The sequence below is a fragment of the Flavobacteriales bacterium genome (assembly GCA_016715895.1).
Classification (GTDB): Bacteria; Bacteroidota; Bacteroidia; order Flavobacteriales_F; family PHOS-HE28; genus PHOS-HE28.
Map to the genome: position 1 here is coordinate 521,001 of JADJXH010000004.1, position 21,126 is coordinate 542,126.

At 66.1% G+C, this 21,126-nt stretch carries 20 protein-coding genes; 17 read left to right on the plus strand and 3 right to left on the minus strand.

Annotated elements, in window-relative coordinates:
* Nucleotides 1-32: 32 nt before the first annotated feature.
* From IPM49_10790 to IPM49_10805, 4 genes are all read left to right on the plus strand, one after another.
* Nucleotides 33-3,638, plus strand: a complete 3,606-nt coding sequence (locus IPM49_10790) for a GHKL domain-containing protein (protein ID MBK9275009.1) — start codon at nt 33-35, stop codon at nt 3,636-3,638.
* 56 nt (nt 3,639-3,694) lie between these two features.
* Nucleotides 3,695-4,483: an enoyl-CoA hydratase/isomerase family protein gene (locus IPM49_10795; GenBank protein ID MBK9275010.1), complete on the plus strand. Its 789-nt coding sequence runs from the start codon at nt 3,695-3,697 to the stop codon at nt 4,481-4,483.
* Nucleotides 4,484-4,954: 471 nt separating this feature from the next.
* Complete coding sequence (locus IPM49_10800; protein ID MBK9275011.1) at nt 4,955-5,212, plus strand: type II toxin-antitoxin system ParD family antitoxin; 258 nt, start codon at nt 4,955-4,957, stop codon at nt 5,210-5,212.
* A gap of 208 nt (nt 5,213-5,420) precedes the next feature.
* Nucleotides 5,421-6,905 (plus strand): polysaccharide biosynthesis C-terminal domain-containing protein, encoded by a 1,485-nt coding sequence (locus IPM49_10805; GenBank protein MBK9275012.1) that lies wholly within the window; start codon nt 5,421-5,423, stop codon nt 6,903-6,905.
* 6 nt (nt 6,906-6,911) lie between these two features.
* Here the strand turns inward: IPM49_10805 and IPM49_10810 are convergent, their stop codons facing one another.
* From IPM49_10810 to IPM49_10820, 3 genes are all read right to left on the minus strand, one after another.
* Nucleotides 6,912-7,223: a carboxypeptidase regulatory-like domain-containing protein gene (locus IPM49_10810; GenBank protein ID MBK9275013.1), complete on the minus strand. Its 312-nt coding sequence runs from the start codon at nt 7,221-7,223 to the stop codon at nt 6,912-6,914.
* Nucleotides 7,224-7,312: 89 nt separating this feature from the next.
* A complete protein-coding gene (locus IPM49_10815) occupies nt 7,313-7,477 on the minus strand; it encodes a type II toxin-antitoxin system HicB family antitoxin (protein ID MBK9275014.1) in 165 nt (54 codons plus the stop codon).
* Nucleotides 7,478-7,518: 41 nt separating this feature from the next.
* A complete protein-coding gene (locus tag IPM49_10820; protein ID MBK9275015.1) occupies nt 7,519-9,012 on the minus strand; it encodes a hypothetical protein in 1,494 nt (497 codons plus the stop codon).
* Nucleotides 9,013-9,084: 72 nt separating this feature from the next.
* On the opposite strand from IPM49_10820, the gene dut reads away from it, so the two are divergent.
* The 13 genes from dut to accC all read left to right on the plus strand — a co-directional run bounded on the left by dut (nt 9,085) and on the right by accC (nt 21,083).
* Nucleotides 9,085-9,543, plus strand: coding sequence for a dUTP diphosphatase (dut, locus tag IPM49_10825; GenBank protein MBK9275016.1), 459 nt, complete (start codon nt 9,085-9,087; stop codon nt 9,541-9,543).
* Nucleotides 9,544-9,620: 77 nt separating this feature from the next.
* Nucleotides 9,621-10,628: a nucleotidyltransferase gene (locus IPM49_10830; protein ID MBK9275017.1), complete on the plus strand. Its 1,008-nt coding sequence runs from the start codon at nt 9,621-9,623 to the stop codon at nt 10,626-10,628.
* 103 nt (nt 10,629-10,731) lie between these two features.
* Entirely contained in the window at nt 10,732-12,504 is a 1,773-nt protein-coding gene (locus tag IPM49_10835; protein MBK9275018.1) for a tetratricopeptide repeat protein, read from the plus strand.
* Between the two features lie 11 nt (nt 12,505-12,515).
* Complete coding sequence (locus IPM49_10840; GenBank protein ID MBK9275019.1) at nt 12,516-13,418, plus strand: DUF4292 domain-containing protein; 903 nt, start codon at nt 12,516-12,518, stop codon at nt 13,416-13,418.
* 16 nt (nt 13,419-13,434) lie between these two features.
* Nucleotides 13,435-14,625 carry a peptidoglycan DD-metalloendopeptidase family protein gene (locus IPM49_10845; GenBank protein ID MBK9275020.1) on the plus strand — a complete coding sequence of 397 codons (1,191 nt, stop codon included), beginning with the start codon at nt 13,435-13,437 and terminating at the stop codon, nt 14,623-14,625.
* A gap of 71 nt (nt 14,626-14,696) precedes the next feature.
* A complete protein-coding gene (gene tatA, locus IPM49_10850) occupies nt 14,697-14,855 on the plus strand; it encodes a twin-arginine translocase TatA/TatE family subunit (protein ID MBK9275021.1) in 159 nt (52 codons plus the stop codon).
* A 16-nt stretch (nt 14,856-14,871) separates the two neighbouring features.
* Nucleotides 14,872-16,284: an Asp-tRNA(Asn)/Glu-tRNA(Gln) amidotransferase subunit GatA gene (gene gatA, locus IPM49_10855; protein MBK9275022.1), complete on the plus strand. Its 1,413-nt coding sequence runs from the start codon at nt 14,872-14,874 to the stop codon at nt 16,282-16,284.
* An 81-nt stretch (nt 16,285-16,365) separates the two neighbouring features.
* On the plus strand, nt 16,366-16,878 hold the full coding sequence (locus IPM49_10860) for a DUF177 domain-containing protein (GenBank protein ID MBK9275023.1): 513 nt from the start codon (nt 16,366-16,368) through the stop codon (nt 16,876-16,878).
* A gap of 16 nt (nt 16,879-16,894) precedes the next feature.
* Nucleotides 16,895-17,086, plus strand: a complete 192-nt coding sequence (rpmF, locus tag IPM49_10865) for a 50S ribosomal protein L32 (protein MBK9275024.1) — start codon at nt 16,895-16,897, stop codon at nt 17,084-17,086.
* 37 nt (nt 17,087-17,123) lie between these two features.
* Entirely contained in the window at nt 17,124-18,062 is a 939-nt protein-coding gene (gene plsX, locus IPM49_10870; GenBank protein MBK9275025.1) for a phosphate acyltransferase PlsX, read from the plus strand.
* Complete coding sequence (locus IPM49_10875; protein MBK9275026.1) at nt 18,059-19,054, plus strand: ketoacyl-ACP synthase III; 996 nt, start codon at nt 18,059-18,061, stop codon at nt 19,052-19,054. Before plsX ends, IPM49_10875 begins: the two co-directional genes overlap by 4 nt.
* Nucleotides 19,055-19,133: 79 nt before the next feature.
* Nucleotides 19,134-19,616, plus strand: a complete 483-nt coding sequence (gene accB / locus IPM49_10880; protein MBK9275027.1) for an acetyl-CoA carboxylase biotin carboxyl carrier protein — start codon at nt 19,134-19,136, stop codon at nt 19,614-19,616.
* Nucleotides 19,617-19,736: 120 nt separating this feature from the next.
* On the plus strand, nt 19,737-21,083 hold the full coding sequence (accC, locus tag IPM49_10885) for an acetyl-CoA carboxylase biotin carboxylase subunit (protein ID MBK9275028.1): 1,347 nt from the start codon (nt 19,737-19,739) through the stop codon (nt 21,081-21,083).
* Nucleotides 21,084-21,126: the final 43 nt, after the last annotated feature.

Genomic DNA, 21,126 nt, shown 5'->3' on the forward strand with positions numbered 1-21,126 from the left:
CTTTGGCGCGGGCCTTGTGACCCCGGGAGCGCATGCGCCGGATCCTCCTTCCGCTGATGGCCGGGCTGCTCCTGTGCCTGTTACCATGGTGGATCCCCGGACCATCGGAGGACAGCACGCTTGAACATCGGGCCGAACGTCTGCAGCGCCGCATCACCGCGGCCGATGCCGAATTGCAGGCGCAGGTGGAGCAGTTGGCCGCGGACATCGCGCACGAACCCGTGGAGCGCGTGGCGGCCGCACGAGGGTCGCGGTTGGTGGAGCTGGCCGAACACCATGGCATCGAGCTGTACGTCCTGCGGAACGACCGCCTCGTGTGGTGGACCGGCCGGTCCCCGGCGGAACGGAGCGCCCTGGCCCACAACCTGGCGGGCCACCTGCGCCTGCCGGACGGCATCTACCTGCATCGGTCCAACACCCGGGCCGACGTGGAGGTGCACGGCCTTCGGCAGGTGTGGTACGCCCCGCCCATCGAGAACCGCTACCTGGAACGCGGCTTCCATCCAGGACTTGAGGCACCGGCCGGCGTGTGGGCGGAGGCCGGTCCCGGTGTGGGGCCCGTGATCCGCGATGGACGGGAAGCGGTCATGTTCCGCGCGGTGGCCGGTGGAGGCGGATCGCAGGGCGAAGGTTGGCCCCTCGCCCGTTCCCTGGCGGTCGTCCTCGGCATGATCCTGCTGGTGATCGCCGGCCGGCGCCTGGCCGTGCACATCGGGCGATCGCACGGTGCCTGGGCCGGTACGGTCGCGTTCCTCGCCCTGTTGGGGGCGCTGCGGTGGATGGGCATCGCCGTGGGCACCCTGCCCGACCAGGGCCTGTTCATGCTCTTCGACCCGGGACTCTACGCCAGTTCGGCCTGGCTGCGCTCCCTGGGCGACCTACTGATACAGTCCATCCTGCTGCTGCTGGCCGCGGTGCATGTCCGCGATGCGTTCGTACGCGGGCACCTGCCGAAGGGCCTGCGTGGGCGCATGGCCGCGATGGCCCTGGCGTTCGGCCTGCTGTTCCTGGGCGATGAGCTTGCGACCGTGGTGCACAGCGTGGTGAGCGACAGCCGGATCGAACTGGACCTGCGTCACATCGAATCCTTCGACCGGTACAGCCTGCTGGCCCTGGCCGCGGTGGCCCTGTTGTTCGCTGCGTGGTGCCTGTTGGCCGAACTGTGGTCGCGCCTGGTCCGCACGCATTCCTTCGCGCAGAGCCTGGTGGGGCTGGCACTGGCCTTCGCCCTACTTGCCGCCATCCGCGTGCTGGGCCCGCCTCAGAGCCTGCTGGAGGCCATCTGGGCGCTGCCCCTGCTGCTGTTGGCCCTGGCGGTGCGGCATCGAAGGCCCGGGTTCACCGAGGCCGTGCTCACCCTGGCGGTCATCGCGGCGCTGAACGCCCAGGTGATCGGCGATGCGGTGGAGGCCCGCGAGGAACGGACCCGACAGGCGGTGGCCGAGCGGCTCCTCACCCAGGAGGATCCCGTGGTGGAACTGCTCTTCCGTGAGGTGGCCCCCGCCCTCCGCACCGATCCCGCCCTGTATCAGCTGCTCACCGACACGACGACCTGCACGGCGGCCGACCTCGACCGCACGGTCCGGCAGGAGCGCTTCACCGGCTATTGGGAGCGGTATGATGTGCGCCTGTTCGCCTACGGCACGGACGGGCGTCCGCGCTGTGCCACCGACGCCGCCCTGCCCACCGCGGGCGCCGACCCGTTGACCGAAGGGCTCCGGGTGCTCGCTGCTGCGGACATGCCCGACCTGCATCAGGGCACGGACGATGCCGGACGCACCTACCGCCACGCGCGCCTGGCCGTGATGCCGGCGGACACCTTGGAGCCGGCGCAACTGGTGCTGGAGCTCCACCCCCGCCTGGTGCCCGAGGGCCTGGGCTTCCCGGAGCTGCTCCTCGCCGGCCGCGATCCGCTGGACCAACGCGTGGAGCGCTACGAACGCGGCCGCTACAAGAGCGGTCAACTGGTGGAACAGGTGGGCGCGGGCCGCCTGCCGGTGCTGTGGGACAGCCTGCGCACGGTGCCCGATGTCCGCGCCTACGGCGATCCGGCCCGCTCCCTGGTCGTCCTGCGCGTTCCGCCCACGAGCTGGTTGGACCGCGCCACAGGGTTCAGCTACCTCTTCGCCTTCCTCAGCCTGATGCTGGCCGCGGCCATCGTGGTGCGCACACTGGTGCGCAACCAGGGACTTCCCGTGCTCACCATTTCCGGCAAGGTGCGCCTGGCCCTGGTGGGATTCACGCTGCTGGGGCTGGTCTTCTTCGGGCTCGGGGCGCGGCGCCTGCTCGAGCGCTCCTACGAGGAACGCAGCACCACCGCGCTGCTGGAGAAGACCCGCAGCGTACACGCCGAGCTGCAACGCCGATTGGACGGGGTGGGGCCCCTGAAGGGAAGCACCGACGCCTACCTGGACCACCTGCTCGGACGACTGAGCAATGTGTTCTTCACCGACATCCATGTGTACCGCCGCGACGGCCGGCTCCTGTCCTCCTCACGTCCGCAGCTCTTCAACGCGGGCCTGCTGGGCCGCCGCATGGACCCCGCCGCCTACCTGGAGATGGTGCTGGGCGGTGCGAGCGCGTATGTGCATGACGAATCCCTGGGCAAGGCGCTGCACCGCACGGCCTACATGCCGCTGCGCGACGATGAGGGCGTGCTGCTGGGCTATCTGGGTCTGCCCTCCTTCGCCGACCAGGCCCAGCAGGACCGCGAGCGCGCCTCGGTGCTGGTGGCGGTGGTGAACCTCTTCGTGCTGCTCTTCGCTCTGAGCATCGGTGTGGCCGTGTTCATCAGCAACTGGACCACACGCCCGCTGGACCGCCTGAAGGAAAGCCTGGCGCGCGTGGCCCTCACCGGGGCCAACGTACCCCTGCGCTACCGCGGCGAGGATGAGGTGGGCCGCCTGGTGGAGGTGTACAACCGCAAGGTGGAGGAGCTGCGCGCCAATGCCGAGAAGCTGGCGCGCAGTGAGCGCGAAAGCGCCTGGCGGGAGATGGCGCGGCAGGTGGCGCACGAGATCAAGAACCCGCTCACGCCCATGAAGCTCAGCATCCAGCAGTTCCAGCGCAGCTGGGACCCCGCGGCACCCGATGCCCGGGAGAAGCTCGAGAAGCTGAGCACCGGCCTGGTGCAGCAGATCGATGCCCTGAGCGGCGTGGCCAGCGCCTTCAGCCAGTTCGCGCAGATGCCCGCCGCCCGCCCCGAACACCTCGACCTGCGCGAGGTGGTCCGGGCCGCGGTGGAGGTCTTCCACGCCACCCCTGGCACCTCGATCGTGGTGCACGAGGCCCCCGAGCTCATCGTGGAGGCCGATCGCGAACACATGCTGCGTGTGCTGAACAACCTGTTGAAGAACGCCGTGCAGGCCATCCCCGAAGGGCGCGAAGGCCGGATCGAGGTGAGCGCCCGGAGCGTGGATGCTCACGCCGTGCTCGAGGTGCGCGACAACGGGGACGGCATCGCGCACGAGGTGCGCGAACGCATCTTCACCCCCAGCTTCACCACCAAGAGCAGCGGCATGGGCCTGGGCCTGGCCCTGGTGAAGCGCATGGTGGAGCAGGCCGGCGGCCGCGTGTGGTTCGAGAGCGAAGAAGGCGCCGGCGCCAGGTTCTTTGTGGCGCTGCCACTCCTGCGCTAGGCCGGTACATTTGGCCTTCGTCACTCCGGGCCCGACCCGGGATCGTCCCGACCCCAATGAGCTACACCAACCTCCTGGTGTCCGATGCCGAAGGCATCCGCACCATCACCATCAACCGCCCCGACCAGCTCAACGCGCTCAACCGCGCCACCATCGACGAGCTGGACCGCGCGCTGAACGAGGCAGAGGCCGACCGCAGCGTGCGCGTGCTGATCATCACCGGCAGCGGCCCCAAGGCCTTCGTGGCAGGCGCCGACATCAAGGAGTTCGCGCACTTCAGCGTGGAAGAAGGCAAGGCTTTGAGCGCCGATGGTCACACCAAGCTCTTCGACCATGTGGAGCGTCTGAACAAGCCCGTGATCGCCGCGGTGAACGGCTTCGCCCTCGGCGGCGGACTGGAGCTGGCCATGAGCTGCCACTTCCGCGTGGCCAGCGACAACGCCAAGCTGGGCCTGCCCGAGGTGGGCCTCGGGGTGATCCCTGGCTACGGCGGCACGCAACGCCTGGCCCGCCTGGTGGGCAAGGGCAAGGCCATGGAGATGATCTTCCTCGGCGGCGCGGGCATGATCAAGGCCGACGAGGCCCTGCAATGGGGCCTGGTGAACCACGTTGTTCCGCAGGACCAACTGCTCGCCAAGTCCAACGAGCTCGCAGCGACCATCGCGAAGAACAGTCCCACGGCCCTAGGTGCCGCCATCCGCGCCGTGAACGCCGGCTACGAGCCCGGTGCCAACGGCCTGCAACGCGAGATCGAGGAGTTCGGTAAATGCTTCGGCACCGCGGACTTCAAGGAGGGAACGAGCGCGTTCATGGAGAAGCGGAAGGCGAATTTCACGGGGGAGTGATGACACGTGCATTCATTGAACGCGTTCGAAATCGATGGTGGCTTTTCGGAATCGCCGTTTTAGGACTATTCGTGCTTCTGTTCTTGAATTACAAAGGAAAATCTACAATACTCGGAAGCTGGAATGTTGAGAATAGCACAATGGAAATACCAAAAAACAAAATAAGCTTCTATGGCGATGGTCGATTCATTTGGTCATTTTCTCAGAATGGCGATGGGCTGATAATGAGTGGTAATTATCATTTACTCAATGATACCTTAAGATTAAATATTAACTCTCCCAAAACTGAAAATGTTCTCTGGCAAATTGAGTTCTATGATAACAATACAATGATTCTAACTAACAAAGCCAAGCGGTTCCTTTTCACACGAGATTGACCGCCGACCGCATGGCTCGACAAGCTCACTCTGAATCGACCCATGCTTGTTGCCCGCTACCAAAGCATGATATCTTCGAGTTGACTCCCAAGCCATGAGCAAGAACACCTCCATCCTACTGGGCGACCACTTCGAAGCCTTTGTGGCCAGGCAAGTGAAGTCCGGCAAGTACACCTCGCTGAGCGGCGTGATCCGCGCGTCGTTGCGACTGTTCGAGGTGGAGGAAACGAAGAAGGAAAGCCTGATCAAGGAACTGAAGAAAGGAGAGCGCTCCGTCTTCATTGCGGAATTTGATGGGGAGTTGTTCCTGAAAGACCTTCACCGAAAGCACCTCGGATCGGACTGGAACTGAGTGCCCACCGTGTCTGGTGCATGGGGCGCTGATCGAGGCGTTCCTCTGCGATCTATCCCCAGCCCCGCGCTCACAACTTGTCCAAATGGGTAACGTCCATCATCACCGGCATGCGACCTTCGTTTTCGAAGAAGAGTGGACCTGAGCGACATGATGTTCTCCGATCACTCATCTGTGTTCATCCGTGTTCATCTGTGGTTGAACTGACGTGAGCGCCCTCCGCAAACTCGCCGGCCAGACGGCCATCTACGGGCTCAGCAGCATCGTTGCGCGCTTCATCAACTTCCTGCTGGTGCCGCTGTACACCAGCACCTTCGTCTTTGAGCCGGCCGAGTATGGGGTGGTCACCGCGCTGTATGCCTGGACGGCCTTCCTCAACGTGGTGCTCACCTTCGGCATGGAGACCACCTACTTCCGCTTCGCCACGAAGGACCACGTGAAGGACAACCCCGACGGTGGCCGGGTGCTCTACGCCACGGCGACCTATGGACTGCTGCTGCCCGCGCTGCTCTTCATGGCCTTGGGTGGTGTCTTCTCCGGCCCAATCGCCGGCGGGCTCGGTTTCGGTGCCTACGCGAGCTCGGTGCTCGTGCTCGTGTTCATCATCGGCATCGATGCCATCACCACCATCCCCATGGCCCGGCTCCGCCAGCAGGGCAGGCCGTGGAAGTTCGCCGCCATCAACCTGCTCAGCGTGGCGGTGAACGTGGGCCTCAGCGTCTTCTTCATCCTGTACTGCATGAAGCAGTACAACATGGGGCAGAGCAACGCCCTCATCGATGCGGTGTACGACCCCAACCTCGGCGTGGGCTACGTCTTCGCCATCAACCTGGCGGCCACCGCGGTGAAGCTCCTGGTGCTGCTGCCTTCCTTCCCCGTGTTGCGGGCACGGGAGCCGCAGTTGCTGCGGGCCCTGTACGCCTTCGGGGCACCGCTGATGATCGCGGGCCTGGCCGGCATGGTGAACGAGACCGCCGACCGCGTGATCCTCAAGTACCTGCTGCCGGCGGACGTGGCCGATGCGGAGATCGGGATCTACGGCGCGTGCTACAAGCTGGCCGTGCTCATCACGCTCTTCATCCAGGCCTTCCGCATGGGGGCCGAGCCCTTCTTCTTCAGCCACGCCAAGGAGAAGGACAGCAAAGAGACCTTCGCCCGCATCATGAACGTGTTCGTGGCCGTGTGCATGAGCGCCTTCCTGGTGGTGATGCTCTTCATCGACCTGTTCAAGTGGTTCATCCCCAACCCGGCCTACCACGCCGGCCTGCGCGTGGTGCCCATCCTGATGCTCGCCAACGTGTTCCTGGGCATCTATTACAACCAGAGCGTGTGGTACAAGCTCACCGACCGGCCGCGCGTGGGCAGCACCATCAGCATGATCGGCGCGGCCATCACCATCGTGCTGCTCTTCGCGCTGATCCCCTCGCTGGGCTACATGGGTGCGGCCTGGGCCACCTTCATCTGCTACGCGAGCATGGCGGCCATCAGCTATGCCTGGGGCCAGCGGCACTACCCGATCCCCTACAACGTGAGCCGCGTGCTGCTGTACATGGCAGGAGCGGTGGTGTTGTGGTGGGGGGCGGAGCAGGTGCCGCTGGAAGGGGTGTTGAAGTACGCGGTGCGTATTGTGGTGGTGGCCGGATACACCACTATCGGGTGGAGGCTCGAAAGATCGATCGCGTCCAGCAATTGAAACCCGTTAACGACGACGCGGATCTAAACGCCAACCACAGACGTTGTTCCTGTCATCTCCTTCGGGTGCGCCTGCTCTCTCCAGGACCACATCAACGAACGTGATCATCCCCGAGCGTACACTGATGCCAGTGAACTCTTTGCGTTCGTATCCATCAAGCTCTGCAACCAACGTGTACATCCCCGGTGGGACATCGGCGAACTCAAAGCTCCCATCCAGCCCCGATAAAGCGCGCGTCACAACCGAGGAGGTACTGTCCAGCACAACGAGAGTCACGGCATCAAGCAGCTGACCAGTTCGATGCTCTTTGGTCTTCACTCGCAGGCTGCTTGACTGCGCCCAGCTGTTGCCGACAATGAGCCACGCTCCGAGCACTGCACAGATCCTCTGAAAAACCCTCCACGTCCTCATCCCAACGTGCTCCAGTACAGGTCGATCGCTTCCTTGATGTTCTTCATCACCTCCTCCATACTGTCCCCTTGGGAATGACAACCCTTCAGCTCGGGGACATAGGCGAAGTAGCCGTCCTTGTCGTGCTCGATGATGACCTGAAGCGTGTGGTTCACGGCCATCAAAGTTAAGGAGGGCCCAAGGCCACGCGACCTTCGTCTCCCTATCGTTGGATGTGGAACCGGGCCGTGCAAGCACGCTCCGCTCCGGTCATTCGGATGAAGTAACAGCCGTTCACGAGGTCGCGCACGTCGATCCACTGCTCGTTCCCCGCGCTCATCCGCACCTCCCGAAGGGTCCTGCCCAACGCATCCAGGATCAGCAGCCGGTCCGTATTGGGCGTGGCGCCGGCCCAGCGCACGCACAACCGATCATCCGCAGGCACGGGGAAGACTTGCATGGTCGGCGGGACGAGCTCCGATGGGATGCCGGTGAACACCCCGAGCGTATCCCACGTGAGGAAGAGGCGAGGCGGTACCGAGCCGGAGTACATGTCCTTGGTGCCGAAGGCGAGGTAGCCGCCAATGGCTTCCACGATGCTGGAGCCCAGGTCGTTCAACGAGTCGCCGTATGACCGTGACCACAGCGAGTCACCGGTTGCCGAGATCAGCGTGACACAAAGCTCCCGCTTGTTCGGCGATTGCCAGGTGCCGTGCGTGCCCACGGCCAGGTAGGTGCTGTCCGGCAGCGCCAAGACCTGCTGGAAGCGCGTGGCATAAAGCCGGTCCCAGATGACCTGGCCCAACGTGTCCAGGTGGAGCAATCGGCTCTTGGAGAAGTCGGGGCTCAGCAGCATCAAGAGCCCGTTGTCCGGGGTGGTGATGAGATCGAGCGGGGTGCAATAGGAGGTGTCGGTCACGAAGACCACGCTCTGTGGGACCCCGTTCACATCCACCTTCTCCAGTTGCACGAAGAGGCTGTTCTGCCCCACGGTGTCCAATGCCGAGGCCGCGATGTACCGACCTCCATCGAAAGAGGCCGTGCCGTGCTCATAAGTGTAGTACTTGTCCGCCTGGTTATAAGTGGTCACCGCCAGCGTATTACCCAGCGCATCGAGCGTGTAGTGCTCGAACCAGTTGGGCGCGTCGTACCCGATCTGGATGTTCGGCTCCTGCGTATCGAGCGCCAGCAGGTGGATCTCCTGCGAGGGGGTTTCCCACGCATCGGCAAGAATGCGCGAACAGGGTTGATCATACTGATGCCACCACAGCACGTTACCGGCCTGGTCGATCTTGAGCGCGAACACCTGCGGCATGGGTCCGTTCGCATTCGCGAACCCGCAATAGGTCCACGAGGCCGCGGCCGTGCCAGCGACCAGTGTGTTCCCATCCATGAGGTCCACAACATGGGAGATGGCACTGGGAATGATCGCGTCGATGCGGCGGGTCCAAAGCGTGTCGCCCGTGGGGAGCACCTTTACCAGATAGGTGGCGATGGCCCAGTCCTCGAACGGGATGCCGCTGCCCGGCGTCCATTGGCCGTGGATGCTGCCGCACAGCAGCAGGTTACCGTCGCCGGTGCGGTGCATCACGTGGGAGTACACCCGGTGGCCTGGATACGGGTACTGGTTCGACCAATCGACCCACTGGGCCGACACGGGTGCGGCCAGCAGCACAGCGGGAGCAAGGCGGAGCATCGTGCGAAGCAGCGTTCCCATGGGGTCGGTTTTCACGAAGCTACCCGTTGATGGGTCAACTCGTGAAGGGATCCGACGGAACTTTGCAGCACCATGTCCAACACGACCACCGCGACCACCGAGGTCCGCGTGACCAACAAAGGGAGGCACCCCCTGCCCCAGTACGCCACGCCGCATAGCGCCGGCCTCGACCTGCGCGCCAACCTGGATGCGCCGATCACCCTCGCTCCCGGCCAGCGCGCCCTGATCCCCACCGGCCTCTTCCTGGAACTGCCCGAAGGCACCGAGGCCCAGGTGCGGCCCCGCAGCGGACTGGCCTTCAAGCAGGGCATCACCGTGCTCAACAGCCCCGGCACCATCGACGCCGACTACCGCGGTGAAGTGGGCGTCCTGCTCATCAACCACGGTACCGAGCCCTTCACGGTGAACGATGGGGAGCGGATCGCCCAGTTGGTGGTGGCCCGGTACGAGCGGGTGGTGTTAATGGAGGTTACTGACCTGGCCCTGTCGGAACGTGGGGCGGGCGGCTTCGGGCATACTGGGCGGAAATAGGCACCTTCGCGGCCTGAACAGGAGCCCCGGCGAACGGCGGTCGTTCCAACGGGCTCAGCGCGACACTCCAGAGCGGAATGAAGATCATCGTACCGATGGCGGGCATGGGCAAGCGGATGCGCCCGCACACCCACACCACCGCCAAGCCCCTGCTGCCCATCGCGGGCAAGCCCATCGTGCAACGCCTCGTGGAGGACCTGGCCGCCGTGGCCGGCGAGCCCGTGGAGGAGGTGGCCTACATCGTCCATCCCAGCTTCGGGGCCAAGGTGGAGCAGGGCCTGGTGGCCATCGCCGAAGCGATCGGGGCCAAGGGCAGCATCCATTACCAGGAGGTGGCGCACGGCACGGCCCATGCCATCCTCTGCGCGGAGAAGGCCCTGAACGGCCGCATCATCGTGGCCTTCGCCGACACCCTCTTCCGGGCCCAGCTGAAGCTGGACAAGGACTGCGACGGGGTGATCTGGGTGAACAAGGTGGACGACCCGCGGCCCTTCGGCGTGGTGAAGCGCGATGGCGACGGCATCATCACCGAGTTCGTGGAGAAGCCGCAGGAGTTCGTGAGCGACCTGGCCATCATCGGCATCTACTACTTCGCCGATGGCGAGCGCCTGCGCAAGGAGATGCAATACCTCATCGACAACGACATCAAGGAGAAGGGCGAGTACCAGCTCACCAACGCCATGGAGAACATGAAGCGCAAGGGTGCGCGCTTCAAGGCCGGTGCGGTGGACGTGTGGATGGACTGCGGCAACAAGAACGCCATGGTGGACACCAACACCCGGGTGCTCGGCTTCCTGAAGGACGAGAAGGGCCTGGTGAGCCCCCAGCTGAAGAACACCCACAGCGTGGTGATCCCCCCCTGCTTCATCGGCGACGGCGTGGAGCTGGTGAACAGCGTGGTGGGTCCGAACGTCTCCATCGAGGCCGGCTCCTCGGTCACGGGCAGCGTGGTGCGCGATTCGATCCTGCGGGGCGGCGTGCGTGTACAGGACGCCGTGATCGCGAACAGCATGATCGGTGAACGCGCCATGGTGACCGGCCGTGCCATGGACCTGAGCCTCGGGGACGACGCCACGGTGGGGTGACCGGCCGCCGGATGTGCGACCTTTGTACCCCCTGGCGGGATCGATGTCCCCGGCTATCTTGAGCCGGCCACCCCGCATCCGCCACCCCTCGACCCGATCCCGCATGCGCCATCCCCTTCCGATCCTGAGCCTGCTGGTGGCCCTGGCCACGGCCTGTGGGGGTACGCGGCAGGCCACCGTCGCCCCATCGGGCGGCGGCCACGGTGAGCCCGGCGACCACACCCAGGCCAGCGACCAGCGCGCCCGGGTGATGCGCCTGTTCATGGACGCCACGCAGGCCCGGTTGAACGGCCAGCCCGGCAAGGCCATCGCCCTCTTCGAACAATGCATCAAGCTGGACCCCGGCAACCACGCCGCCATGTTCGAGCTGGCCAAGCTGATGCACATGCAGCAGCGGCCCGCAGAGGCGCTCACCTGGGCGAAGAAGGCGCAGGCCGCCGACCCGGAGAACATCTGGTACCGCTTCCTGCTGGCCGACCTCTACGGGCAGTACGGCCAGCTGGACAAGGCGTCCGAGACCTTCCAGGGCATCGTGGACAAGTGGCCGGAGCGGCACGAGGTGCGTTTCCAGCTGGCGCACACCCTCGCCATGGACGGCCGCACCGACGAGGCGCGCAAGGTGTTCAAGGACATCCGCACCCACCTGGGCAACGGCGAGGAGGTGGTGACACAGGAGTACGGCATGCTGGCCAATGCGGGCAAGCTGCAGGAGGCCCGCGAGGTGCTGGAGACCGCGCTGAAGGACGATCCGGACAATGTGGCCTACCTGGGCATGCTCGCCGAGCTCTACGACGAGATGGGCGAGGGCGACAAGGCCCTGGAGCTGTACCGCCGCGTGATGGAGGCCGATCCGGATGACAGCATGACCCGGCTGGCGCTGGCCGAGCACTACTACGCCAAGGGCGAGATGGACCCCGCCTTCGAACAGCTCGGTCTGGCCTTCGGCGACCCCGACCTGGAGGTGGACCCCAAGATGCAGGTGCTGCTCGGCTTCTTCGAGATGACCACCAGCGGCAGCGGAGCCACGGACGACAGCAAGGACCTGGTGCGCCGGGCCTACACGCTGATCGACATCCTGGAGCGCACGCACCCCGAAAGTGGAAAGCCCAGCACCATCCGCGGTGATTTCCTGATGCGCGATGGCAGGATGGCCGAGGCCCGCGACGCCTTCCGCAAGGCCCTGAACTACGAGAAGGACAAGTTCCCCATCTGGATGCAGGTGTTGCAGATGGACCTGCAGGCCGCGGACCATGCCGCGCTGCGCGACGACGCCCGTGCCGCCACCGAGCTCTTCCCCACAAGCCCCGAACCCTGGCTGTACCTGGGCATCGCCGAGGCCCAGTTGAAGGCCTACGACCCGGCCATCGAGGCGCTGGTGACGGGCCGCGACCTGGTGGTGGACAACGACCCGTTGCTGGCCTCGTTCTGGACCAGCCTGGGCGACGCCTACCACAGCGCCGGTCGCCACGACCGCAGCGATGAGGCCTTCGACCAGGCCCTGCGGCTCGACCCGCGCAACGCCACCACGCTGAACAACTACGCCTACTACCTGAGCCTGCGCGGCGAGAAGCTCGAGCGCGCCCGGGAGATGAGCGAACAGAGCAACAAGCTGGCCCCGGGCCAGACCTCCTTCGAGGACACCTACGCCTGGGTGCTGCACCGCATGGGTCGCCACGACGAGGCACGCACCTGGATCGAGAAGGCCCTGGCCAGCGGTGGCGCCACCAGCGGCGAGGTGGTGGAGCACTACGGCGACATCCTCTACGCCCTGGGCGATCATGCCGGCGCGGTGGAACAGTGGCGCAAGGCACTGGCGCTGGGCGGTGCCAGTGAGGCCATCGGCAGCAAGGCGAGCTCCGGCCGGCCCGCCGAATGAACCTGCGGCCCATGTTCCGGCCCGCCGTCCGCCTCCTTCACCGCACCCTCGGCCTTCTGCTGCTCCTCGGCCCGGGCTGTCGCCCGGTGAAGCAGGTGTTCCAGGCCGACCGCGAGCTGCCCCTGCGTTCCGCCGAGAAAGTGGTGGAGAACGCGCTCGCCGCCCTGCCCGCCGAGGTCCGCCACTTCAGCGCCAAGGCCGATGTGGACCTGGTGATGCCCGATGCCTCACGCTCCTTCCGCAGCACGGTGCGGCTCGTGACCGACAGCGCGCTCTGGGTGAGCATCACCCCGGCGCTCGGCATCGAGGTGGCCCGTGCGCTGGTGACCACGGACAGCGTGAAGGTGCTCGATCGCCTGAAGGACACCTACTTCGTGGGCGGGCGGGACAGCGCCTGGGCACGGTTCGGCATCGACCCCGACCTGGACCTGCTGCAGCAGGCGCTGTTGGGACGACCCATCGGACTGGACCCCCGCGAGAAATACCGCGTGGACCGGGAGAACGGGCACTACGTGCTCACGAGCCGGGAGAAACGACGCTTCGTGCGGGCCGCGGAGGACATCCTGCCCGGGGACACCCTGACGGACGACCGGGACATGAAGGAGCGTCGCCTGGAGCGCACCTTGCGCAAGGCGGGCGAGCGTGAGGCGATCGTCTTTCGCTACTGGGTGGAGCCGGACAGCTTCAGGGTGGTGCGTGTGCTGGTGAGCGACCTGGCACGCGATCAACAGGCCGATGTGCGTTATGAGGACATCGGCACGGGGGATGCCCCCCCCTTCCCCCATCGCATCTCCCTTTCTTTGTCGGACCCGGTACGTCATGCCTCAGGCAGCCTTCAGCTCTCCCGGATCGACACCGTCGGGCCGCTCCAGCTCCCGTTCCGGGTGCCGGAGAAGTTCGCTCCGATGCCGTAGGCGCCTGCTGGCGGCCTTGCTGCTGCTGCTGCTGTTGATGCCCGGGGCGGCGCAGGACCGCAGGAAGCTGGAGAAGAAGCGGGATGCGCTGGACAAGCAGATCAGGACCACCAACACCCTGCTGGAGCAGGCGCGCAAGGAGCAGCAGAGCGCCGAGCGGCAGCTGCAGTTGCTGGACCAGCAGCTGCGGACCCGCCAGGAGCTGATCGCCACCCTGGGCGGCGAGGTGCGCGAAGCGGACCAACGGATCGCCGAGGACGAGTCGGTGGTGAAGGCCTTGGAGGAGGACCTCGAGGTGCTGAGCGACGAGTACGGCCGCATGTTGCACTACGCGTATCGCAACCGCAGCGCCTACGACCGCCTCAGCTACCTCTTCGCCGCCGAGAGCTTCCAGCAGGCGTGGAAGCGCAGCCGCTATCTGGACCAGCTCGCCGAGCACCGGCGCCGGCAGGTGGAGCAGATCACCGCCACGCAGACCGACCTGGCCGCGCGGATCGCCGCGCTACGCGAACGGCGCAACGAGAAGACGGCCCTGCTCAGCGAACAGCAGCAGGAGCGCGCGCGGCTCGACCGCGACAAGGACGGCCGTGAAGTGACCCTCGCCCAGCTGCGCAAGGAGGAGAGCCGCCTGAGGAGCACCCTGCGCAAGCAGGAGGGCCAGCGCCGCGACCTGGACGCCGCGATCCGCAAGGCCATCGAGGCCGAGCTGAAGCCGAAGACCGGCGGATCCTCAGGCAAGGGTGGCAAGCTCGACCTCACCCTGACCCCGGAGGCGCGCGAACTGAACGCCGATTTCGAGAAGAACAAGGGACGCCTGCCCTGGCCCGTGGCCAAGGGCGTCATCACCAGCCGCTTCGGCAAGCAGCCCCACCCGGTGCTCAAGGGCATCGTGATCGAGAACAACGGCATCGACATCACCACCGAGAAGGGCGCCTCGGTGAGGGCCTTGTTCCGCGGGGAGGTGAGCAGCGTGATCGTGATCCCCGGTGCCGGCAAGGCGGTGATCGTCACCCACGGCGCCTACCGCACCGTGTACAGCAACCTGCGCGAGGTGTCGGTGGCCAAGGGCCAGAAGGTGGACACCAAGCAGACGCTGGGCTCCGTGCTGAGCGAGGAGGGCACGGCCGTGGCGCACGTGGAGATCTGGAAGGTGACGGCCGACGGCCTGGTGAAGGTGGACCCGTCGCCCTGGCTCGCACAGCCCTGAAGGGAAGCCCCGATCGGGCTACTTTTGCCACGGCCAGCGCCCCACACCACCGGACGCCCGCCCCAACGACCATGAAACTCGGCATGTGGGAGATCATCCTCATCGTTCTGGCGCTGCTGCTGCTGTTCGGCGGCAAGAAGATCCCCGAACTGATGCGCGGGCTGGGCAAGGGCATGAAGGAGTTCAAGGACGCCCAGAAGGGCGACGCACCCTCCGACGAGAAGCGCTGAGCCCACGTTCCCGCTGATGCGCCCCACCCGCACCCTGCGTGAGGCCCGCGAGGCCATGGCCGCCGGGGCCACGGTGCGCGCCCTCACCGAAGCGGCGCTGGCCGAGGCCCGCCGGCAGGCGCACCTCAACGCCTTCCTGGAGCTCTTCGAGGAGAGCGCCCTGGCCCAGGCCGACCGGGTGGATGCGGCGGTGCGCGCAGGCACGGCAGGGCCGCTGGCCGGTCTGATGCTCAGCATCAAGGACAACATCTGCTACAAGGACCATCGGGTGGGGGCGTCCAGCCGCATCCTGGAGGGCTTCACCAGCCTGTACAGCGCCACGGTGGTGGAACGCCTGCTGGCGGCCGGCGCCGTCATCATCGGCCGCACCAATTGCGACGAGTTCGCCATGGGCAGCAGCAACGAGAACAGCGCCTATGGCCCGGTGGCCAACCCCCTGGACCCCAAGCGGGTGCCCGGTGGCTCCAGCGGCGGTGCCGCAGCGAGCGTGGCCGCGGGGATTGTGCATGCCGCCCTGGGCAGTGATACCGGCGGAAGCATCCGCCAGCCCGCCTCCTTCACGGGCACGGTGGGCCTGAAGCCCACCTACGGCCGCGTGAGCCGCTACGGCCTCATCGCCTTCGCCAGCAGCTTCGACCAGATCGGGCCCTTCGCCCGCACCGTGGAGGATGCCACCGCCGTGTACAACGCCATGGCCGGGCAGGACCCCTTGGACAGCACCACCAGCAGCCGCCCCGCCCCGCCCATCACGCTGAGCGAACCAGGGCCGCTTCGCATCGCCTACTACCGCGAATGCGTGGAACGGCCGGGTGTGGCCCCGGCCGTCCGCGAGGCCATGACCGCCCTGGTGGAGCGGCTGCAGGCCGAAGGCCACACGGTGGAGCCGGCCGAGCTGCCGCTGCTGGACCATCAGGTGCCCACCTACTACATCATCGCCACGGCCGAGGCCAGCAGCAACCTGGCCCGCTTCGACGGCATCCACTACGGGCACCGGAGCAAGGCCGCCCAAGGGGTCGAGGAGACCTACCGCCTGAGCCGCAGCGAGGGCTTCGGCCCGGAGGTGCAGCGGCGGATCCTCCTGGGCACCTTCGTGCTGAGCGCCGGGTACTACGATGCCTACTACGCCCAGGCCCAGCGCGTGCGGCGCCTGATCCGTGACGCCACCCTGCGCACCCTCACCGACCACGACCTGATCCTGCTACCCACCTGTCCCATCACGGCGTTCGAGCAGGGAGCCCTGTCGGCCGACCCCATCGCCATGTACCTGCAGGACATCTTCACGGTGCAGGCCAATCTCGCCGGCAACCCGGCCATCAGCGTGCCTTTGGGCACCGATGCCGGGGGGCTGCCGTTCGGGGCCCAGCTCATGGCGGCGCCCTTCGGGGAGGAGGTGCTGCTGCGCGCCGCGTCACACCTGCTGCCACGCTGACCGGCAGGGGGTTATCCACAGCCTGTTGGATCAGGGCCGATCCGCTACATTTGCCCTTCGTTTTTCGGACCACCACACCCTGTGGACGCGCAACGGGAACATACCATCGAGTTCGTCGGGCTGAAGGACGGTCTGCACGACTTCCGGTTCGCGTTGGATGATGCGTTCTTCGCCGCTGCGGCGGACGAGGAGCTGCACGGCGGGGCCTGCACGGTGGACGTGACGCTGGACAAGAGCCCGAACCTGCTGGTGGCCGATTTGCACATCACCGGCACCGTGCGCATGGACTGCGACCATTGCAACGCCCCGCTGGACCAGCCGGTGGACGGCAGGTTGCGGCAGGTGTACCACCTCAACGGCCGCCAGCGCTTCGATGGCGACGATGACGTGATCGGCCTGGACCCGGCCGACCATGCCATCCAGTTGAGCCATCCGATCTACGAATGCCTGCGACTGACGCTGCCGGCCCGGCGGGTGCACGCCCCGGGCGGGTGCGACCCGGCCGTGGACGCCATCCTGAACGAACAGCACGGTGGACCGGCGGGGAACGACCCGCGCTGGTCCGCATTGAACGCCTTGAAAGACAACCGCTGACCTGAACTCCTGAGCCATGCCCAATCCGAAGCGACGCCATTCCAAGACCCGCACCATGAAGCGGCGCACCCACCAGCGCGCCGGCACCCCCACGGTGAGCAAGGACCCCAACACGGGCGAGATGCACCTGCGCCACCGCGCCTACAAGGTGGGCGATGACCTGTACTACCGCGGCAAGGTGGTGGTGAGCGGCTCGGCCGCCGAGTGAACCTTCCGGTGACCATCCTTCGCGCCTGCCGGCCACGATGAGGATCGGACTGGACATCATGGGCAGCGACCATGGGCCGGAGGTGCCCATGAAGGGGGCCGTCATGGCCGCCCGCGAGCTTCCGCCCGACGTGCGCCTGGTGCTGATCGGCGACCCCGAGGCCATCCACACCGGGCTGGCCCGCGAAGGGGCCGACCCCGCCGCGTTCGAGGTGGTGGCCAGCCGCAACGACATCACCATGCAGGACAGCGCCACCAAGGCGCTGCAGACCAAGCCGGAGAGCAGCATCAGCCTGGGCTTCGGGCTGATGAAGGCCGGCCGGCTGGATGCCTTCGCCAGCACGGGCAACACCGGCGCCATGCTGGTGGGCGCCGTGCTGAGCGTGAAACCGATCCCGGGCATCATCCGCCCCTGCATCCCCAGCGTGGTGCCCAAGGAGAACGGCAGCTACGGCATCATGCTCGACGTGGGCGCCAACGCCGACTGCAAACCCGATGTCCTCACCCAGTTCGGCCTCCTGGGCCATCTCCTGGCCAAGCACGTCTACCGCATCGACACCCCCAAGGTGGCCCTGCTCAACATCGGTGAGGAGGACAAGAAGGGCAACGCCACGGCCCTGGCCGCCTATGCCCTCATGAAGGAGCAGTCGCAGTACAACTTCATCGGCAACGTGGAGGGCCGCGACCTGTTCAACGACAAGGCCGATGTGATGGTCACCGATGGCTTCACGGGCAACATCGTCCTGAAGGCCGTGGAGGCCTTCCACGACCTGCTGAAGCTCCGTGGCGTGCACGAGCCCTTCTTCGACCGGTTCGACTACGAGAACTATGGCGGCCTGCCCGTACTGGGCGTCAACGGCAACGTCATCATCGGCCACGGCATCAGCAACGAGGTCACCATCAAGAACATGCTGCTCTTCACCCGCGAGGTGGTGGAGAGCCGCCTGAACGACCGCATCCGCGAAGCGCTGGTATGAGCCGCCGCATCACCGCCGCCGTCACCGCCGTGCATGGCTGGGTGCCCGACCGGGTGGTGAGCAACCACGACCTGGAGCACATGGTGGACACGAACGATGCGTGGATCACCGAACGTACGGGCATCAAGGAGCGCCGCATCATGGACCGCGGCGTGGGCACCTCGGAGGTCGGGGTGCGCAGCGTGCGGGCCCTCTGCGAAAAGCGCGGCATCGACCCCCTGGAGATCGACCTGCTGATCTGCGCCACGGTGACCCCCGACCACCAGTTCCCGGCCACGGCGAACATCATCTGCGACCGGATCGGCGCGAAGAACGCCTGGGGCTTCGACCTGATGGCGGCCTGCAGCGGATTCCTTTACGGCCTGACGGTCGGCGCCCAGTTCATCGAGACCGGCAAATACCGCAAGGTGGTGGTGGTCGGCGCCGACAAGATGAGCAGCATCATCGACTATCAGGACCGGGCCACCTGCATCATCTTCGGGGATGGCGGCGGCGCGGTGCTGCTGGAGCCCAACGAGGAAGGCCTCGGTGTGCTGGACAGCCTGCTGCATGCCGACGGATCGGGCTGCCAGTTCCTGCATCAGAAGGCGGGCGGCTCGGTGAAGCCGGCCACCATCCGAACGGTGGAGGCCCATGAGCACAACGTGTTCCAGGAGGGCAAGTCGGTGTTCAAGTTCGCCGTCACCAACATGGCCGACGTGAGCGCCCAGGTGATGGAGCGCAACGGGCTGACGGCGGCGGACGTGACCTGGCTGGTGCCGCACCAGGCCAACCTGCGCATCATCGACGCCACGGCCCGCCGCATGGGCCTGGACGACAGCAAGGTGATGATCAACATCGGCCGGTACGGCAACACCACGGCGGGCACGCTGCCCCTGTGCCTGTGGGAGTGGGAGCCCCGGTTGAAGAAGGGTGACAACCTGATCCTCAGCGCCTTCGGTGGTGGATTCACCTGGGGGGCGGTGTACCTGAAATGGGCCTACGGGGGGTGAACCCCGGGACGTGATACATTGGCGGTCCTTTGGCGGACGACCGACCGCCGGACCGGTTGAACGAACAATGAGCGAACCGATGAACCTAGCGCAGATCCAGGAGCTGATCAAGTTCGTCGCCAAGAGCGGCGTCAGCGAGGTGGAGATCGAGCAGAAGGACTTCAAGATCACGATCAAGACCCCGGCGGGCAAGAAGGAGGTGCAGGTGATCGCCGCACCGGCCCCGGCCTATGCACCGCCCGCGCCCGTGGCGGCGGCACCCGCTGCGGCACCGGCACCGGCCGCACTCGCGGCGCCCGCACCGGCCAAGGAGGAGAGCCGCTACGTGACGGTGAAGGCGCCCATGATCGGCACCTTCTACCGCGCACCCGGCCCCGGCAAGCCGGTGTTCGTCAACGTGGGCGACACCATCGAAAAGGGCAAGCCCATCTGCATCATCGAGGCCATGAAGCTCTTCAACGAGATCGAGAGCGACGTGAGCGGCAAGATCGTGAAGGTGCTGGTGGACGATGCCAAGCCGGTGGAGTACGACCAGCCGTTGTTCCTGGTGGATCCGTCTTAGTGAGCCGCAGAGGCGCAAAGACGCTGAGAAGTCCATATTGCCTGATGGAACCGCCGATGAGCACGCACTGAGGTCAGCATCCCCCGCGCCTCTGCGCCTCTGCGGCCAATGCCCCCGCTGATGTTCAAGAAGATCCTCATAGCCAACCGCGGCGAGATCGCCCTGCGCGTGATCCGGACCTGCCGGGAGATGGGCATCCGCACGGTGGCCGTCTACAGCACCTCCGACAAGGAGAGCCTGCACGTGCGCTTCGCCGACGAGGCCGTGTGCATCGGCCCGCCGCCCAGCAAGGAGAGCTACCTGAACATGCCGCGCATCATCGCCGCGGCCGAGATCACCAACGCAGATGCCATCCACCCCGGCTATGGCTTCCTGAGCGAGAACGCCAAGTTCAGCAAGCTGTGCCAGAAGCACGGCATCAAGTTCATCGGCGCCACGCCCGAGCAGATCGAGGCCATGGGCGACAAGGCCACCGCCAAGGCCACCATGATCAAGGCTGGTGTTCCGGTGGTGCCCGGCACCGAGGGCCTGGTGACCGACATCGCCGTGGCCAAGAAGGAGGCCAAGCGCATCGGCTACCCGGTGATCCTGAAGGCCACGGCCGGTGGCGGCGGCAAGGGCATGCGCCTGGTGTGGAAGGAGGAGGAGTTCCAGGAGGCCTTCGAGAAGGCCAGCCAGGAGGCGGGCGCCGCCTTCGGCAACCCGGGGATGTACATGGAGAAGTACATCCTGGAGCCCCGCCACATCGAGATCCAGATCGCCGGCGACCAGTACGGCACCTTCTGCCACATGAGCGAGCGCGACTGCTCCATCCAGCGCCGCCACCAGAAGCTCGTGGAGGAGACGCCCAGCCCCTTCATGACCAAGGCGCTGCGCAAGAAGATGGGCGAGGCCGCCATCAAGGCCGCCGCCAGCGTGAACTATGAAGGCGTGGGCACCGTGGAGTTCCTGGTGGACAAGGACCGCAACTTCTACTTCATGGAGATGAACACGCGGATCCAGGTGGAGCACACCATCACCGAGGAGGTGATCGACTACGACCTGATCCGCGAGCAGATCAAGATCGCGGCCGGCATCCCCATCAGCGGCCTCAACTACGAGCCCACGCGCCACAGCATCCAGTGCCGCATCAATGCGGAGGACCCCTTCAACAACTTCCGTCCCACGCCCGGCCGGATCACCAGCTACCACAGCCCCGGCGGCCACGGGGTGCGGGTGGACACCCACGTGTACGCCGGCTACACCATCCCACCGAACTACGACAGCATGATCGGCAAGCTGATCGTGAGCGCGCAGACGCGGGAGGAGGCCATCACCAAGATGGAACGCGCACTGAGCGAGTACGTGATCGAAGGCGTGCACACCACCATTCCCTTCCACCTGCAGCTGATGCAGAACGAGAAGTTCCGCGCCGGGGAGTTCACCACGAAATTCCTGGAGGACTTCGAGATCAAGCGGCCGGGCTGAAGCCCGAAGGAGCGGCATCGTCGGTGCCGGGAACGGCCGTCAC

Excerpts from the sequence above, each read along its gene's own strand:
- IPM49_10790 (MBK9275009.1), top strand. The coding sequence starts at position 33 with ATGCGCCGGATCCTCCTTCCGCTGATGGCCGGGCTGCTCCTGTGCCTG.
- IPM49_10795 (MBK9275010.1), top strand. The coding sequence starts at position 3,695 with ATGAGCTACACCAACCTCCTGGTGTCCGATGCCGAAGGCATCCGCACC.
- IPM49_10800 (MBK9275011.1), top strand. The coding sequence starts at position 4,955 with ATGAGCAAGAACACCTCCATCCTACTGGGCGACCACTTCGAAGCCTTT.
- IPM49_10815 (MBK9275014.1), bottom strand. The coding sequence starts at position 7,477 with ATGGCCGTGAACCACACGCTTCAGGTCATCATCGAGCACGACAAGGAC.
- IPM49_10820 (MBK9275015.1), bottom strand. The coding sequence starts at position 9,012 with ATGGGAACGCTGCTTCGCACGATGCTCCGCCTTGCTCCCGCTGTGCTG.
- dut (MBK9275016.1), top strand. The coding sequence starts at position 9,085 with ATGTCCAACACGACCACCGCGACCACCGAGGTCCGCGTGACCAACAAA.
- IPM49_10830 (MBK9275017.1), top strand. The coding sequence starts at position 9,621 with ATGAAGATCATCGTACCGATGGCGGGCATGGGCAAGCGGATGCGCCCG.
- IPM49_10835 (MBK9275018.1), top strand. The coding sequence starts at position 10,732 with ATGCGCCATCCCCTTCCGATCCTGAGCCTGCTGGTGGCCCTGGCCACG.
- IPM49_10840 (MBK9275019.1), top strand. The coding sequence starts at position 12,516 with ATGTTCCGGCCCGCCGTCCGCCTCCTTCACCGCACCCTCGGCCTTCTG.
- tatA (MBK9275021.1), top strand. The coding sequence starts at position 14,697 with ATGAAACTCGGCATGTGGGAGATCATCCTCATCGTTCTGGCGCTGCTG.
- gatA (MBK9275022.1), top strand. The coding sequence starts at position 14,872 with ATGCGCCCCACCCGCACCCTGCGTGAGGCCCGCGAGGCCATGGCCGCC.
- rpmF (MBK9275024.1), top strand. The coding sequence starts at position 16,895 with ATGCCCAATCCGAAGCGACGCCATTCCAAGACCCGCACCATGAAGCGG.
- plsX (MBK9275025.1), top strand. The coding sequence starts at position 17,124 with ATGAGGATCGGACTGGACATCATGGGCAGCGACCATGGGCCGGAGGTG.
- IPM49_10875 (MBK9275026.1), top strand. The coding sequence starts at position 18,059 with ATGAGCCGCCGCATCACCGCCGCCGTCACCGCCGTGCATGGCTGGGTG.
- accB (MBK9275027.1), top strand. The coding sequence starts at position 19,134 with ATGAACCTAGCGCAGATCCAGGAGCTGATCAAGTTCGTCGCCAAGAGC.
- accC (MBK9275028.1), top strand. The coding sequence starts at position 19,737 with ATGTTCAAGAAGATCCTCATAGCCAACCGCGGCGAGATCGCCCTGCGC.